15 protein-coding genes are annotated in these 15,450 nt (G+C 69.8%); 8 read left to right on the top strand and 7 right to left on the bottom strand.

The features are described from left to right. Nucleotides 1–53 precede the first annotated feature (53 nt). Together QFZ58_RS03525 and QFZ58_RS03530 are read right to left on the bottom strand one after the other, a co-directional pair. Nucleotides 54–674, bottom strand: a complete 621-nt coding sequence (locus QFZ58_RS03525) for a lytic transglycosylase domain-containing protein (RefSeq protein ID WP_307123418.1) — start codon at nt 672–674, stop codon at nt 54–56. A gap of 263 nt (nt 675–937) precedes the next feature. Then, the gene (locus QFZ58_RS03530) at nt 938–3,202 is read right to left on the bottom strand and encodes an FhaA domain-containing protein (RefSeq protein ID WP_307123419.1); all 2,265 of its coding nucleotides are present in this window, start codon (nt 3,200–3,202) and stop codon (nt 938–940) included. A gap of 558 nt (nt 3,203–3,760) precedes the next feature. Here QFZ58_RS03530 and QFZ58_RS03535 point away from each other — a divergent pair. The 6 genes from QFZ58_RS03535 to QFZ58_RS03560 all read left to right on the top strand — a co-directional run bounded on the left by QFZ58_RS03535 (nt 3,761) and on the right by QFZ58_RS03560 (nt 9,511). Further along, the gene (locus QFZ58_RS03535) at nt 3,761–4,279 is read left to right on the top strand and encodes a hypothetical protein (protein ID WP_307123420.1); all 519 of its coding nucleotides are present in this window, start codon (nt 3,761–3,763) and stop codon (nt 4,277–4,279) included. Nucleotides 4,280–4,362: 83 nt separating this feature from the next. Further along, nucleotides 4,363–5,205, top strand: a complete 843-nt coding sequence (locus QFZ58_RS03540) for a DUF4097 family beta strand repeat-containing protein (RefSeq protein WP_307123421.1) — start codon at nt 4,363–4,365, stop codon at nt 5,203–5,205. 75 nt (nt 5,206–5,280) lie between these two features. After that, on the top strand, nt 5,281–6,273 hold the full coding sequence (locus tag QFZ58_RS03545; RefSeq protein ID WP_307123422.1) for an ATP-binding cassette domain-containing protein: 993 nt from the start codon (nt 5,281–5,283) through the stop codon (nt 6,271–6,273). Then, nucleotides 6,270–7,058 carry an ABC transporter permease gene (locus tag QFZ58_RS03550; protein WP_307123423.1) on the top strand — a complete coding sequence of 263 codons (789 nt, stop codon included), beginning with the start codon at nt 6,270–6,272 and terminating at the stop codon, nt 7,056–7,058. The genes QFZ58_RS03545 and QFZ58_RS03550 overlap by 4 nt, the downstream gene beginning before the upstream one ends. A gap of 223 nt (nt 7,059–7,281) precedes the next feature. Beyond that, a complete protein-coding gene (locus tag QFZ58_RS03555) occupies nt 7,282–8,187 on the top strand; it encodes an NAD-dependent protein deacetylase (RefSeq protein WP_307123424.1) in 906 nt (301 codons plus the stop codon). A 571-nt stretch (nt 8,188–8,758) separates the two neighbouring features. After that, a complete protein-coding gene (locus QFZ58_RS03560; RefSeq protein ID WP_307123425.1) occupies nt 8,759–9,511 on the top strand; it encodes a triacylglycerol lipase in 753 nt (250 codons plus the stop codon). Nucleotides 9,512–9,765: 254 nt separating this feature from the next. Here the strand turns inward: QFZ58_RS03560 and QFZ58_RS03565 are convergent, their stop codons facing one another. The 4 genes from QFZ58_RS03565 to QFZ58_RS03580 form a co-directional block, all read right to left on the bottom strand. Continuing rightward, nucleotides 9,766–10,158, bottom strand: a complete 393-nt coding sequence (locus QFZ58_RS03565) for a VOC family protein (RefSeq protein ID WP_307123426.1) — start codon at nt 10,156–10,158, stop codon at nt 9,766–9,768. Then, nucleotides 10,155–10,457, bottom strand: a complete 303-nt coding sequence (locus QFZ58_RS03570) for a helix-turn-helix transcriptional regulator (RefSeq protein WP_307123427.1) — start codon at nt 10,455–10,457, stop codon at nt 10,155–10,157. Before QFZ58_RS03570 ends, QFZ58_RS03565 begins: the two co-directional genes overlap by 4 nt. 184 nt (nt 10,458–10,641) lie before the next feature. Continuing rightward, nucleotides 10,642–11,793, bottom strand: coding sequence for an RNA polymerase sigma factor (locus QFZ58_RS03575; RefSeq protein ID WP_307128757.1), 1,152 nt, complete (start codon nt 11,791–11,793; stop codon nt 10,642–10,644). Between the two features lie 8 nt (nt 11,794–11,801). Continuing rightward, nucleotides 11,802–12,209, bottom strand: coding sequence for a YciI family protein (locus QFZ58_RS03580; protein WP_307122979.1), 408 nt, complete (start codon nt 12,207–12,209; stop codon nt 11,802–11,804). A 482-nt stretch (nt 12,210–12,691) separates the two neighbouring features. On the opposite strand from QFZ58_RS03580, the gene QFZ58_RS03585 reads away from it, so the two are divergent. Further along, nucleotides 12,692–13,258: a GNAT family N-acetyltransferase gene (locus QFZ58_RS03585; RefSeq protein WP_307128758.1), complete on the top strand. Its 567-nt coding sequence runs from the start codon at nt 12,692–12,694 to the stop codon at nt 13,256–13,258. 179 nt (nt 13,259–13,437) lie between these two features. Here the strand turns inward: QFZ58_RS03585 and QFZ58_RS03590 are convergent, their stop codons facing one another. Continuing rightward, a complete protein-coding gene (locus QFZ58_RS03590; protein WP_307123428.1) occupies nt 13,438–14,547 on the bottom strand; it encodes an ABC transporter substrate-binding protein in 1,110 nt (369 codons plus the stop codon). Between the two features lie 261 nt (nt 14,548–14,808). Here QFZ58_RS03590 and QFZ58_RS03595 point away from each other — a divergent pair, with 261 nt between their 5' ends. After that, nucleotides 14,809–15,378, top strand: a complete 570-nt coding sequence (locus QFZ58_RS03595; RefSeq protein ID WP_307123429.1) for a dienelactone hydrolase family protein — start codon at nt 14,809–14,811, stop codon at nt 15,376–15,378. Nucleotides 15,379–15,450 lie beyond the last annotated feature (72 nt).

A 15,450-nucleotide genomic window follows, 5' to 3' on the forward strand; every position in this document is an offset into this window, starting at 1 on the left:
ATAACGGCATCGCGCCGGGACACCCGCTGTCGGCGACTCCGTCGGCCGGTGCGTCAACTTCCGTCCGACCCTCTGCTTCGACCGGCCACGGTCTCACGCGGCCTGCTGCGGCCCGCCAGAACGTCGGCGGCCCGGCCGCGGTACGTCCGGAAACGGCGTAGGTACGAGCGAGCCATGGGGCCGGGCGGGACCCCCCGGGCGAAGGCGCGCATGTTGCGTTCACCCGCGTTGTAGCCCAGCGCGAGGAGTTCGTCGCGGGTGTAGCGGCTCACGTGCCGCTTCGGGAGGCTCCGGTCGAGGTCCTTCAGATGCAAGGCCGCCGCGTGGACGGCAAAAGCCGGATCATCGCGGAGGTCTTGCCACCGCTGGTCCAGGTCGTGTGTTCGACGTACCTGTTCGAAGGTCGCGCGGTGCATGTTGGCCAACCCGAAGGAGGCCCCCGGCTTCCACCACTGCCACAGCCGCTCCAGCAGCGGATGGTGCGGCTTGTACGCCTCCAGGTGGAGCACGGTCATCACGAGCAGGGGCGGCACTCCGGCCTCCCCGGCGCTGTCCACCACGTACGCGGTGTAGTCGGCCGGGTCGTAGTCACCCGGCCGCAAGGGTGGCCTTCGCACGCCACCGTGGTCCGCCGATGGGGACCGGTGCTTCGTCGCCGTCGAGCGCTCGGCCATGTCACTCACCTTTCCCTGCCTCCCGCCCTTGCCCGGACGACAGGACGTCCATCAACTGAGGTGCGCATGCCCTCGCGACCAGGGCTCAATCCGACGCGTATCGGCCGCCCGGCGAGCGCGGGGACGCGCGATCCTCGCCTTTTCACGCCAATGGCGACGCCCGGCCGCCGCCGACCGGGGAGCGGTGATCGCCACCTGATCACCGCCCACCACCGCGACCACGGGAAGAGGTATCCACACACCCGAGGCCGGAAGCGCAGCGCTCAGCCCCAGGCGGGGGCCGAGAAGACGCTGGCCGAGTTGTACCCCGAGTGCGGGAGGGCGGGCCAGCCGGCGGGTTCGTGCTGGGTACGGTGGAAGTCCGCGGCCACCAGCGTGGCCAGGTTGAAGTACGCCTCACGGGTCTGCGGCCTCATCTTGGCCAGGTCGACCTCCGCCCCCGCAGAGAGGTGCTCGTCGAAGGGGACGACGACCACGCCACGGCAGCGAGCACGGAAGTGAGCGACGACGTCGTCCAGCTTGATGATCTTGCTCATCTTGCGGGCTTCGGACACCACGGTGATGCTTCTCTGGACCAGGTCCGCGTAGCCGTGGGCGTTGAGCCAGTCCAGGGTGGTACTCGCACTCGCGGCGCCGTCCACGCTGGACGTGGCGACGACGATCAGCTGATCGGCAAGGTCGAGCACGCCGCCCATGGCGCTGTGGAGCAGACCGGTGCCTGAATCCGTGAGGATGATCGGGTAGTGCTGTCCGAGGCAGCCGACCACCTGGCGGTAGTCCTCGTCGTTGAACGCGGTGGAGAGGGCGGGGTCCACATCGTTGGCGAGGACCTCCAGGCCGCTCGGTGCCTGCGACGTGTAGCGGCGTACCGCCATGTAGTTGGGGAGGTTGGGGATATCCGCCACCAAGTCGCGGATGGTCGCGCTCGTCTCCCTGCGCACCCGGCGACTGAGCGTGCCGGCGTCGGGGTTGGCGTCGATGGCCACGACCCGGTCCTGGCGCTCGGTCGCGAGCATCGAGCCCAGGGCGGTCGTGGTGGTGGTCTTGCCCACTCCGCCCTTCAGGCTGATGACGGCAATCTTGTAGCAGTCCATCACCGGGGTGCGGAGCACGGCCAGCTTCTGCTGCCGTGCCCGTTCGGCGCTTTTCCCGCCGATACGCAGCTTCTTGAGACTGCCTCGTACGCCGCCGTCCTGGTTGCGGAGGAGACGGTCGGAGGAGAGCTCGACCGAAGAGCTCTGCCCCAATGCGCCACCCTGCCCTGCGGAAGGCGCATAGGCGGCTCGCGGCCGGTGGTTGACCGGCGGACCATCGACGAACCGTGACGGCTGGTGTCCCCCGGCGTACGGGCGTGACGAACCGGCCTCGCCTGTGGCGTAGGCTGCCGACGCGCCGGCAGGCGCCTGTGGCCGGAATTCACCGGGCATCATGTCGTCGGCTGTCCGTGTCAACGGCCGCGCGTCCCTCGGTACGGCGTTCTCGGACTCGTTCACGGCATACCGGTCCTGTGCTCTGTGGCCTCCGGAGACATCCATACCGTCCCGGCTCCCCTCAGGCACAGGGCCACCCATGCTGAATTCACTGCCGTTCGTCATACTGTTCGATCCTTTCGATGATCTTGAGGAGTTCTTGGATACGGCCTCGGCGCGTCGGTGACTTGATGCTTCCGCCATCGATCTACCGTGTTCCTGTGGTCGGCGGCTCGAGTCCTCGCGGGAGCGGGCCTGGACGGCAGACGCAGAAAACTGGGGCTCGTCGGCAGTGAGCCACTGCTGGGCTTCGGAGACCACACCGTTCGACCTGCCGGTCCCAGCCGGAGGGCCGTCGAAGGGCATGACCTCAAGCCTGCGCGGGCGACTCAGTGGTCCGTGCCCGGAGGGGAGCAGCTCGGGAGCGTCCACCCTTTTCGGCCAGGGAGGCTTGACGCTCTGCAGTTGCGGCGGCTTGGCGACTGCGCGGACGTCGCCTCGGACCAGCATGCCGCTGCTGTCGACCGAGAGTTCGTGCTCTATGAACTGTTGCACGGTGAGCACCCGCTTACCCGTGCTCGAGGGAGACGGTGGTCGCCTCAAGGTCATGGCCTGTCCGTGGCCGCCCCACTCGCGTGCCGCCAAGGCGCGGCGCTCGGCGGTCTCCATGGCGTGCTGGACGTCAGGCGGGATCTCGATCCGGCTCCTCACCCGGTACCGCCCGGTCGCCAGGTCGTCCGAGCACTGCAACTGGACCTTCAGAGGGCCCACGAAGGAGTAGTGCTGAGACTCGGTGTACTCGCGCACCTTCTCGACCAGCTCTTCACCGAGCATCAGCAGACACGTACTGTGCAAGGCGTGATCGTCGGGGTTGAGCTCGATCACGAAGCTGTTGGGCACAACAGTGCGGTTCTGGTTCCAGATCCTGGCGTTGACGTCACACTCACGCCGGAGCGCACCGACGAATTCCAACGGCTGCACCGCAGACTTGAACGCTTTGGCGAAGGCGCCGTTGACCCACGCCTCGAAGCGCTGCTCCAACTTGTTCAGCGTTCCCACTGTCAGCCTTCCAGTACGGATCGCCCGCCATCTGAGCGAAAGTGCATTCACTGACTGGGTCTCTTTAGCCAGGTTTCGCCCATTTCTGCGGTGTGTCTGCGAGATTCACTCATTCGTCTCCGGAGTCGCCCTCTTCGGCCCATGCGAATGCCGACGAACCGACACCTGAGCGAACACGACGCGCGCAGCCCAGGCGGGGTCACCCGGATCGCAGGAGCGACCGTCAACCGCCCGTAGCACCCGGCCGGCACGGCCTCACCCGAAGCCCGGGCCCGGCCGTGCCACCGAGTGGTGGACGCGGCGCGGCCGGGGCCCGAGGTGAGGCCTGTCTTCTTTCCCCGAACCGCCGTGGCACCACGTGGCGCCATTTTGCGCGGGATGGCGCCAGCGGGCGCCACTCCGCGCATCCAGGGGGCCCTACAGCCTGCTTTGCATCACAGCGGACGCGGCTCTTCTCATCGCGTTTTCGCAGATGAGGAGACTCGCTGGGGCTCAGACCCCCACCTGCGAGCCACCCGGGGCTTGCATGTGGCGTCACACTGGTGCCATTATGGCGTCATGGACCTCACCCCGTATGTCGACACCCTCCGGCGGGAACTCGCGGTGGCCGCCGAGGCCGGCGGAGACGATGCCCGCGCGCTGGCAGAGCGGCTCACCGCTCCCCTGGAGTCGGCGGCCCGGCTGACCCTGCTCAATGTGCTCTCGGCCGCTATGGACGAGGTCACCCGCGAACTCGCTCCCGGGTCGGTCGACGTACGGCTGCGCGGGCTCGACCCCGATTTCGTGGTGACGCCGCCGCCCACCGGCGGCGACGCCCCCGCGGAGCCGGCCACATCCGTCGAACCGTTCAGGGCCTCGGCCCCGGCCGATGGCGACGAGGGCGGCACGGCCCGCGTCAACCTGCGTCTGCCGGCTCACCTCAAGGCCCGCGCCGAGGAGGCCTCGGCCCGCGAGGGTCTGTCGGTCAACGCGTGGCTGGTGCGTGCTGTGTCGGCCGCGGTCGACGGTGACACCCGGCCGCGTACGACGGAGAAGGCCCGGACCGTCGGACAGAGCTTCACGGGCTGGGTGCGCTGACCGCGCGCCCGTCCGCACCACTTCCCCTGTACGCGTTCCCTCCGAGCGGGGACGCCCTGAAGACCCAAGAGGACGGGACAGCCATGCCTTCTTTCGACACCCCCGAACCGATCTCGGCAACGGCGCACGTGGAAGCCGGTTCGATCCAGTTCACCGCGGGCGACCGTAGCGACACCGTGGTCGAGGTGAGGCCCCGCGACCCGAAGCGGGAGCTGGACGTACGGGCGGCGGAACAGACCGAGGTCGCCTGCGCGAGCGGCGCCCTGACCGTCAGGACGCCCAAGCCCAATCTGTTCGGCCGCACCGGCATCGTCGACGTGACGGTCGAACTGCCCACGGGCTCGCGCATCGACATGACCGGCGCCTGGGCCCAGGTGCTCGGCGAGGGCCGGCTCGGCGAGGTCCGTGTGAAGACCTCGTCCGGCGACGTCCGCTTGGAGACGACCGGGCCGTTGAAGCTGACCGCGTCGCACGGCTCGCTCAGCGTGGACCGGGTCGAGGGCACGGCCGAGATCACCACCAGCTCCGGCAGCCTGCGCGTCGGCCTCGTGAACGGCCCCGCCGTCCTGAAGAACTCACACGGCACCACGACCGTCGGCGCCGCGACCGGTGAGCTGCGGGTGAGCGGCGCCAACGGTGACATCGAGATCCGGCGAGCCGAGGACTCGGTCACCGCCACCACCGCTCACGGCGCCCTGCGCGTCGGCGAAGTAACCCGGGGAACAATCCAGTTGGAAACGTCCTACGGGGCCATCGAGGTCGGCGTCCGCGAGGGCACGGCCGCCTGGCTCGACGTCAGTTCGGGCTCCGGCCAGGTCCGCAACACACTCACCGCGTCCGAGCCCCCGACGAGGACCGCGGACACCGTCAAGGTGCGCGCCCGCACCCGGCACGGCAATATCGACATCCGCCGCGCCAAGGCCTGAGCGCCACACCCCCCGACCGGCCCGTTCCCACCCACTTCAGCCCTCGAAACGGAGAGCTCCGTGCCCCTTTCTGTCATGCCCACATCCAACCAGGGCGAGGGTCACCAGTCACCGGCCGCCGTCTCGGCCCTCGGTCTTCGCAAATCCTACGGTGACAAGACCGTCCTCGACGGCATCGATCTGCGCATCCCGGCCGGGTCCGTTTTCGCGTTGCTCGGACCCAACGGTGCCGGCAAGACCACCGCCGTGAAAATCCTGTCCACTCTCATCACCGCCGACGGCGGCCAGGCCCAGGTCGCGGGTCACGACCTGGCCGCCGACCCGCAGGCGGTGCGTGCCGCGATCGGTGTCACCGGCCAGTTCTCCGCCGTCGACGGACTGATCACCGGCGAGGAGAACATGCTCCTCATGGCAGACCTGCACCACCTGCCCAAGAACGAGGGACGCCAGGTCACCACCGAACTCCTGGAGCGCTTCGACCTGACCGAAGCAGCGAAGAAACCCGCCTCCACCTACTCCGGCGGCATGAAACGCCGCCTGGACATCGCCATGACCCTCGTCGGCAACCCGCGGATCATCTTCCTCGACGAACCCACCACCGGCCTCGACCCCCGCTCCCGCCACACCATGTGGCAGATCATCCGCGCCCTGGTCTCCGAAGGCGTCACCGTCCTCCTCACCACCCAGTACCTCGAAGAGGCCGACGAACTCGCCGACCGCATCGCCGTACTCCACAACGGAAAGATCGCCGCCGAAGGCACCGCCGAAGAACTCAAACGACTCGTCCCCGGCGGCCACGTCCGCCTGCGCTTCACCGACCCCACCACCTACCGCGACGCAGCCCGCACCCTCACCACCGCAACCCGCGACGACGAGGCCCTCTCCCTCCAACTGCCCAGCGACGGCAGCCAACGCGACCTGCGCACCATCCTCGACCGCCTGGACACCACCGGAATCGAGGCCGACGAACTGACCGTGCACACCCCCGACCTCGACGACGTCTTCTTCGCCCTCACCACCACCACCCTCCCCAACCAGCCCAACCATCCCAAGGAGACCGCCCGATGAGCACCCTCCCCCTCGCCGTGCGCGACTCCTCCACCATGCTGCGCCGCAACCTCCTGCACGCCCGCCGCTACCCCTCCCTCACCCTCAACCTGCTCCTCACCCCCGTCATGCTCCTGCTGCTCTTCGTCTACATCTTCGGCGACACCATGAGCAGCGGCGTCGGGGACGGTGCCGGCCGCTCCGAGTACCTCGCGTATCTCGTCCCCGGCATCCTGCTCATGACCATCGGCGGCACCACGATCGGCAGCGCGGTGTCCGTCGCCATGGATATGGCCGAGGGCATCATCGCCCGCTTCCGCACCCTTGCCATCCACCGTGCGTCGGTACTGATCGGGCACGTCGTCGGCAGCGTGCTCCAGTGCGTGATGAGCGTGATCCTCGTCGGGACCGTCGCCGTGGCCATCGGCTTCCGGTCCACGGACGCCACCGCCCTGGAATGGATTCTCGCGGTCGGGCTCCTCATGCTCGTCTCCCTGGCATTCACCTGGATCGCGGTCGGTATGGGCCTGTCCAGCGCGAACGCCGAGGCAGCCAGCAACAATGCGATGCCGTTGCTGGTCCTGCCGCTCCTGTCCAGCGCCTTCGTGCCGGTCGACGCGATGCCGGGCTGGTTCCAGCCGATCGCCGAGTACCAGCCCTTCACCCCCGCCATCGAGACCCTGCGCGGCCTGCTCCTCGGGACCGAGATCGGCAACAACGGGTGGCTCGCCCTCGCCTGGTGCCTGGGCCTGACCGTACTCGGCTACCTCTGGTCGACCGCACTGTTCAACCGCGACCCGAAGTAGAAGCCAGGCCGGCGACAGCCCTCGGGCCGCGGTCCCCGTCTCGCCCCACCAGGGCGGTGTACTCCGACGCCGGACGTAGACGTACGCCGCCCCTCGGCATGCGGCGAATGCCCAGGCGGTGTCCGCCACGCGCCGGTCATACCGCTGGGACGGAAGGCGCAGCAGGGGCGGCGCCGTCGACGGTGAAGGCGGGGAGTGGCGGTCTCTTCCGTACCCTGGGGGCATGCGTATGCGCCCCACCCTCAGCTGGACCCCTACCGAGGTCCTCCTCCCGGGCACCACGGATCTGGGGCCGGTCACCGACGCCCTGGGCGCCGGCGGTGTGCTGGTACTCAGCGGAGCGGGCATCTCCACGGAATCAGGCATCCCGGACTACCGGGGCGAGGGTGGGAGCCTGAGCCGGCACACCCCGATGACCTACCAGGACTTCACCGGCGGTGCCCAGGCCCGGCGCCGGTACTGGGCACGCAGCCACCTGGGCTGGCGCACCTTCGGCCGTGCCCGCCCCAACGCCGGGCACCGGGCCCTGGCCGCGTTCGAGCGCCACGGCCTGCTCTCCGGGGTGATCACCCAGAACGTCGACGGCCTGCACCAGGCCGCCGGCAGCGAGGGCGTCGTGGAGCTCCACGGAAATCTGAACCGGGTCGTGTGCCTCTCCTGCGGCGCCTACAGCCCACGCCCCGAACTTGCCCAGCGGCTGGAGAGGGCCAATGCGGGATTCGACCCGGTGGCCGCCGCTGTCAACCCGGACGGTGACGCCGACCTCACCGACGACCAGGTCGGGGACTTCCGCGTCGTGCCCTGCGCACTCTGCGGTGGCATTCTCAAACCGGACGTGGTGTTCTTCGGCGAAGCCGTACCCCCGCAGCGTGTCGAGCACTGCCGCGAACTGGTCCACGAGGCGTCCTCCCTGCTGGTCCTGGGGTCCTCACTGACCGTGATGTCCGGGCTCCGGTTCGTCCGCCAGGCTGCCCAGGCCGGAAAACCCGTTCTGATCATCAATCGGGACCCGACCCGGGGTGACCGGCATGCCCTCACCCGCATCACGCTCCCCCTGGGCACTGCGCTCACCACCCTGACCAGCCTGCTCGGCATACCCTGCGACGACGAGGCAGCAGAACCCGGATGAGGTCGGCTGCGGAAGGGTGCCGCCGGGGAGTCCGTCCCCGCTCCTCCCCGGGCCGACGTGATCCGAGGCACCGAGCCTGACCCGCTCGCAGCGCCTGGTCCGTCCCGACCCGCCTTCCTCTACGAGGGGGACGGGGTCGGAGACGCCCCGGATCCGGCACGGCTGCACTTCTCCGGGCACGCGCTCTCCCCCACGCCGAGCAACAGCCTGGGGCCCCGGCCGTCCCGCGGGTGGTGGCCTGACGCCGGTCCGAGGTGGCACAGGGCGGTCCGTCGACCCGCGGGCCAGTCTCGTCGGAGGGCTGCAAGGTGCCGTCGGCGTGCTGCTGCTCCAGGTCCTGGACGGCGGCGGGGGTGACGGGCCAGGACTCGTGGCCGCGGAGGCCGGTGGCGGTGGCCACGGCGATGAGGGTCGGCTCCGCTCCGGCCGCGTGCTTGCCTGTGTCGGTCAGGGCAGCGCTCCACGTGCGGCCCGCGAACGCCGGTGATTTCACCGATGGCGTCCGCGCCACGCCCCCCGACTCTTGTGGGGTCAGGCACCCGCATCCCCGCATCCCCCTCAGGAGTGCTCCATGCGTCGTCGTTCCCCCCGCCGGCTTCTCGGCGTTCTCGCGACGAGCCTCGCGGTCGCGTTCACCCTGTTCTCCTCGGCATCGACGGCCGGCGCAGCCCAGACGACCACCGCCACGGCCGCCTCGACGTCACGGGCCGCCGACGCTGCCGCTCAGCCGCTGTCGACCAGCACGCCGGTCGTCTTCGTCCACGGGTACACCGGCAACGCCTCCAACTGGGTCACCGCCATGAGTGTCTTCCAGCTGAACGGCTGGTCCAGCTCCAAGCTCTTCGCGTACGAGTACAACTCCTACGGCAACAACATCACCAACGCCCAGGGCCTGGCCTCCTTCGTCAACAACGTGAAGTCCCGGACCGGCGCGAGCAAGGTCGCGATCGTCAATCACTCGATGGGCGGCCTCGTCAGCCAGTACTACCTGAAGGTGCTGGGCGGCAACACCAGCGTCAGCCACCTCGCCTCGATCGCGGGCGCCAACCACGGGACCACGTTCGCCGGCGCCTGCCTGATGTACACGACCTGCCAGCAGATGTACCCGGGCTCGTCGTTCATCTCCCAGATCACCGCAGGTGACGAAACGCCGGGAGCCACCAAGTACGCGACCTGGTACTCGGCGTGCGACGGCGTCATCCTCCCGTACACCAGCACCCGGCTGAACGGCGCGACGAACAACAACGTGGTCTGCCAGACCCACATCGGGTACCTGGCCGACACGCTCGTGCTGGGCCAGGTCGCGCGCTTCGTCGCCTCCTGACCATCGCGCGGCACCCACGTGTCCCGTCCCCGGCATCACACATGCCGGGGACGGGGCATGTATGACGCCCGGGCACCGCTCGGCACGGGGCAGGTGCGCGCGACCCCGGCCCCGTCGTGATGCCGCCCGACCCGCGTCACGGCCATGACGTGGGACGGGCAGGCCTCATGTGCCGGCGCCCGCTCCGCGCGCGTCGGAACCGGTGCCTCTTCGAGGTACGGAAAGGGCTGCCAATTGCGCACGCACCCGCCTGCCTACTGCGGCTCGGTCGCGATCTGGATCAGGTTGCCGCAGGTGTCGTCGAGTACCGCGGTGGTCACGGGGCCCATTTCCAAGGGCTCCTGAGTGAAGTGGACACCCAGGCCACGCAGGCGCTCGTACTCCGCCTTCACGTCATCGACGGCGAACTGGGCGAGCGGGATGCCGTCCTCGACGAGCGCGTCGCGGTAGGTCTTGACGGCCGGGTGGCCCGCGGGTTCGAGGAGGAGTTCGGTGCCGTCGGGCTCGTCGGGCGAGACGACGGTCAGCCATCGGTCCTTCTCGCCCAGCGGGACGTCGTGCTTCTTCACGAAGCCGAGGATCCCGGTGTAGAACTGTTCGGCCTTGGCCTGGTCGTCGACGAAGACGCTGGTCAGATGGACTTTCATGGGGCGCTCTCCTCCGGTTCGGATACGTCGGGCACAGGCCATCGTTCGGCGATCTGCCGCAGCGGGGCCGTGTTCAGGTCATGGAACTTGTAGCGGCCCTCTCGCCTGGTCCCCACGAGCCCAGCGGCCTCCAGAAGGGCGAGGTGCTGGGAAACCGCCTGGCGCGAGATGCCGAGCTGGTGCTTCATGCTCAGCCGCGAGCAGATCTCGAACAGCGTCTGTCCGGACTTCTCCGCGAGCTCGTCGAGGATGGTGCGGCGAGTGGGGTCGGCCAGGGCTTTGAAAAGGTCGTCGGCCACCACCTCATGATAGGCAAGCTAACACTTGCCTATCAAGTGGAAGCGCTGTGCGCCCCGACCTCTGGTTGATCGTCCGGAAGCATGCTCTCGTGCCCGCGTGCCCGACGGAGCCTGTGAGCCGTCAGGACGCGCGGGCACCTGGGTGCACTCACCGCTTCGGCCTCACCTACCTGGCGTTCTCCGGTCACGCCCGCTTCCACCGGCGGGCATTGAGCCGGGCGGCCTGGCGGGTCAGGTGGTCACGCTCGGCAAGGTCGGGTGCTCGCCGAGCCGCCTCGGCGTACAGGCGTGCCGCCGTCACCAGGTCACCGTCGCGCTCGCGGAGGTACGCCGCCACAGCGGTGTGGCGGGGCAGTGAGTCGTCCAGTGCCGCGAGCGCCGCGAGGCCGGCGCGTGCTCCGTCGGCCTCGCCGACGGCCACCGCGCGGTTGAGCCGGACGACCGGGCTGTCGGTCAGGCTCGCGAGCTCGTCGTACCACTCGACGATCTGCACCCAGTCGGTCTCCTCGGCGGTGGGCGCGTCGGCGTGGAGTGCCGCGATGGCGGCCTGGGCCTGGAACTCGCCCAGCCGGTCGCGGGCGAGGGCTGCCTGCAGAATGGTGACGCCCTCGGCGATCGACTCGGTGTCCCACCGGCCACGGTCCTGCTCGGCCAGCGGCACCAGACTGCCGTCGGCCGCCGTCCGGGCGGCGCGCCGGGCGTGGTGGAGCAGCATGAGTGCGAGCAGCCCCGCCGCCTCGGGATGGTCGACCTGGGCCGCGAGCTGCCGGGTGAGCCGGATGGCCTCGACGGCGAGATCGACGTCACCGGAGTAGCCCTCGTTGAAGACCAGGTAGAGGACCCGCAGCACGGTGGCGACGTCACCGGGCTGGTCGAACCGCACCCCGGAGACAGTGCGCTTGGCCCGGCTGATGCGCTGCGCCATGGTCGCCTCGGGCACCAGGTAGGCCCGGGCGATCTGGCGGGTGGTCAGCCCGCCGACGGCACGCAGCGTGAGCGCGACCGCGGACGACGGCGTCAGCGACGGGTGGGCGCACAGGAAGTAGAGCTGCAGCGTGTCGTCCACCGCGGGCGCGGGCCCCGGGCCCGGCTCCTCGTCGACGAGGTCCTCCCGCCGACGGCGGGAGGCGTCCGCGCGGGACGCGTCGAGGAACCGCCGCCAGGCCACGGTGATCAGCCAGCCCTTCGGGTCCCGCGGCGGATCGGCAGGCCAGACGCGGACCGCCTCGACCAGCGCGTCCTGCACCGCGTCCTCGGCCGCCGCGAAGTCGGCTCCGCGGCGGACGAGGATGGCGAGGACGCTCGGCGTGAGTCTCCTCAGCAGAACCTCGTTCACCTCGGACTTCACTCCGTGACGGTGGGCGGCGCGGACAGGAACGGGCGCACCTCGAGCCACTCGTGGATCGGCTTCCCGCCTGCTCCGGGGGCGGCCGAGAGCTCTCCGGCCAGCTCGACGGCGCGCTCGTAGTCGTCGACGTCGATCACCATCCAGCCGGCGATGAGGTCCTTGGTCTCGGCGAACGGGCCGTCGGTGACCGGCGGGCGCCCCTCACCGTCGTACCTCACCCACGCCCCCTCGGGGGCGAGCGCCTGAGCGTCGACGAACTCGCCGGTGCCCTCGAGCCGGGCCGCGAAGTCGTGCATGTACTGCATGTGCGCCGAGATCTCCTGCGGCGTCCACCGGTCCATCCGCACGTCGTTCACCGCAGCCGGGGCCCCACGGTAGTGCTTGAGCAGCAAGTACTTGGCCATCGTGGTTCTCCTCGGTGGTGGCGCGACCCCTTGTGGTCGCGTTCACAGCAGGGACGGAGCCGGCAACGGGTTCTCGACATCTCCGCCAGAACTTCTTTCACTCCCTCGGCCCGCCCTGGGTGGGCGTCCCGCAGCGTCCCGGTCCACGGCGTGACGCGAGGCCGAAAGGAGCGAGACCTTCCCCGGATCAGCAGCGGCCGAGCGTCTGATTCAGGCATCGTCCTCGCCTGCGTCACTGTACGTGCGGTGCTTGTGGAGCGAGGTGCACTCGGGCCGACCGGTGGGTTGTTCGGCGCACCTCTCGACGCCGCCCGCGCTTCACAGGTTCCTCAGCTCGGGGGCGCGTTGCTCGCGCAAGGCGCCGGTGCGAGCGTCGTCGGAGCCGCGCCCGCCGAACGAGCGGCCGTGTGCCATCGCTATCGTGTGCGATGCGACGTACATGGCCGTCAGAGCTCGCGTCGAACAGTGAAGTGGTGGGTGCCATGAGCGATATGTGGAACGGCGAGAAGGTACGCCTGCGAGGTGTCGAGCCCGATGACTGGGTAGGGTTTCGCGACCTCGCCCAGAACACCCTCGACGTGCGCAACGCCGGCGTCGTCGACCCTCCGCGCTCTGCCGAGAGTTTCCGTTCCTGGACCGCTGAACGGGCCGGGCGTCCGCCAGGGGGTGACGCGTTCCGCCTGGTGGTCGAGACGCTGGCTGATCACGCGTTCGCAGGTGCTGTGACGGTCGGAGAGACCGACAGGCGTGCGGGGCGGTTCAGGACCGGTATCGAGATCGTCCGCGATCACCGCCACAAAGGTTATGCAGCCGAGGCAACCGAACTCGTCCTCACCTACATGTTCGCCGAACAGCGCTACAACAAGTGCGAGGTCGAGGTCTACGCCTTCAACGACGCCTCCCTGTCCCTCTACCGCCGGCTCGGCTTCGTCGAGGAGGGACGGCTTCGCCAGCATGAGTTCTTCGCCGGCAACTACCACGACGTCGTGCTGCTGGGCATGACGGCCGCCGAACACTGGGCCACGCACCAGCAGCCTTCGGTGCGGTGACCCCTCGTCACTCCGCGGGCGCTCCGTGCACACGCTTCCCAGGCGCGCCCTGTCACTCGGGGCGGAGGCCGGCACGCGGCAGCTAGCGGTGGCCACCTTCGCGTAGGACGCCAACTCGTATCGGTGCGTGGCCAGGTGCAGCTCCAGGCACCCGGCCCCCGTGCCTTCTCTGTGCTCCCTCAGCCGGAGTGGAGGACCCTAAACCGATCAGGTGCCGCTGGATCTCGGTCGACGACCTGGATCGGCGCCCACACCCACTGCCACACGCTGATGCCTGGCGTGCGGGAGAACCGGATCTGCCCACGGGTACCCTCGACGGCGACGCGCGGCCATTCGGCGGTGCGCGCCTGGTCCGCGCCGTGGGAACGCAGCACATCGGCGAGGACGGCGACCGTGTCGTAGCCCTCGAAGGCCACGAAGGAGGGCGCTTCGGCCAGCCGCTCGCGGAGGGCCTTCCCGACGCGCGCGCCGAGTGGGGTGAGGCGCTCGGGCAGGTAGCGCAAGAACGGGATCGCGGCACCGTCGGCACCCAGCAGCGTGGCCCATTCGGCGAACTCGGGTTGCCCGGCCGGAGCACCGATCATGAGGTCGGCGAGGCGCTGGTCGCTGCGGACGGACGTGACGATCGACACCGCCGGCTCCGGGTGGCCGACGAGCAGGAGGAGGGCTGTCGCGCGATTGTCGGCGAGTGCGTCGCACACGCCCGTGGGGGCGAGCGCACTCATGTCGAGTTCGACGACGGTGCCACCGCGTGGAGCGAGGTGGTCCCGCAGTATGCGTACCCCTGACGCCCAGTAGACACTCGGCTCGACTGCCACGGCGATGCGCGTGTGACCCGCGCCGAGGAGGAAGTCCGCGTAGATCCGCCAGCCTCGGGACTGCGCCGGGGCGAGGCGCGCGACCCATTCCGTCGGCTGTTCGGTGAGCGCGTCGAGAACCGCGGACGAGCAGAGGAACGGCAGGCCGAGGGCGTCGGCCCTGGCGGCGACGGCGCGGGCCACGACGCTGTGATACTCCCCCGCCAAGGCAGCCACGCCCAGGCGTGCCAATTCGTCCACGGCCGCAGCGGCCCTTCGTGCGTCAGCCGCGGTGTCCCGGACCACCAGCTCGAGTGGTCTTCCGGCGATCCCGCCGGCGTGGTTGACCTCGCGAACGCCCAGCTCGAGGCCGGCGAGCAGGTGTCGGCCTGCCTCGACCCAGCCGGGCCGGGTCAGCGGAACGAGGGCGCCGATCCGGACGGGCGGCCCGCCGGGCCGGTCCACCCCTGGTTGCGACGGTGACGTATTCACGCGTCGGCGTTTCCCGCCCGACGCTTCGGCTCCCGTGCGTCCGGATGGCGGAGTGCTGATGCCGGGTCGTACGCGTTCGTCTTGTCCCGCCGCGGCGGGCGCACCTGAGTGACCATGCCTGATATTGCATCCACCTCCGCGGCACCAAGGCAACCGATTATCCGTTCGCCGAGTTGCCGGACCGCAGGCCGCCGCACGGTCACTGCCGCAGCGTGTTCGCAACTGACGGCCGCGGTCCGCTTCGTGGAGCACGATGACCCCATGGCCCACATCGCGTTGTTCCACTCCGTTCTCGGCCTGCGCTCCGCCGAACTCCTTGCCGCCGAGCGGCTGCGTCGCGCCGGGCACGAGGTCGTCACGCCGGACCTCTTCGGCGGCGAGACCGCCTCCACACTCGACGAGGGATTCCGGCTGGCCGACCGGATCGGCTGGGCGGCGGTGATCGAGCGTGCGCGCCGGTCCCTCAGGGGTATGCCGGACGAGACCGTGCTCGCGGGTGTGTCCATGGGAACGAGCGTCGTCGCCGACCTCTGGCCCGAGCGTCCCGCTACCGGGGGTGTCCTCCTCCTGCTCGCTGCTGTCGACCTACCCGTGACGCCCGTAACCGTGCGCCCGGGTCTCAGGGCGCAACTGCACGCCGCGGAACCGGACGACTTCGCACCACACGAACGCGTTGGCGCCCTCTCCCGGGCGGCTCGGAATGCGGGTGTCGACCTGGAGGTCTTCCGCTACCCGGGCGTCGGCCACTTCTACATCGCCCGTGACCTGCCCGACCACGACCCGGTCGCAGCCGAACTGACCTGGCGCCGTGTGCTGGAGTTCCTCGGCTGAGGAAGGCCGGCAGGAGGCGCCTGGTGCATCCGGCCCCTTGCCGGCGGGAGCGCCGGCTGCCGCGTCAGCGTC

The sequence above is a fragment of the Streptomyces sp. B1I3 genome, assembly GCF_030816615.1.
Taxonomy (GTDB): Bacteria; Actinomycetota; Actinomycetes; order Streptomycetales; family Streptomycetaceae; genus Streptomyces.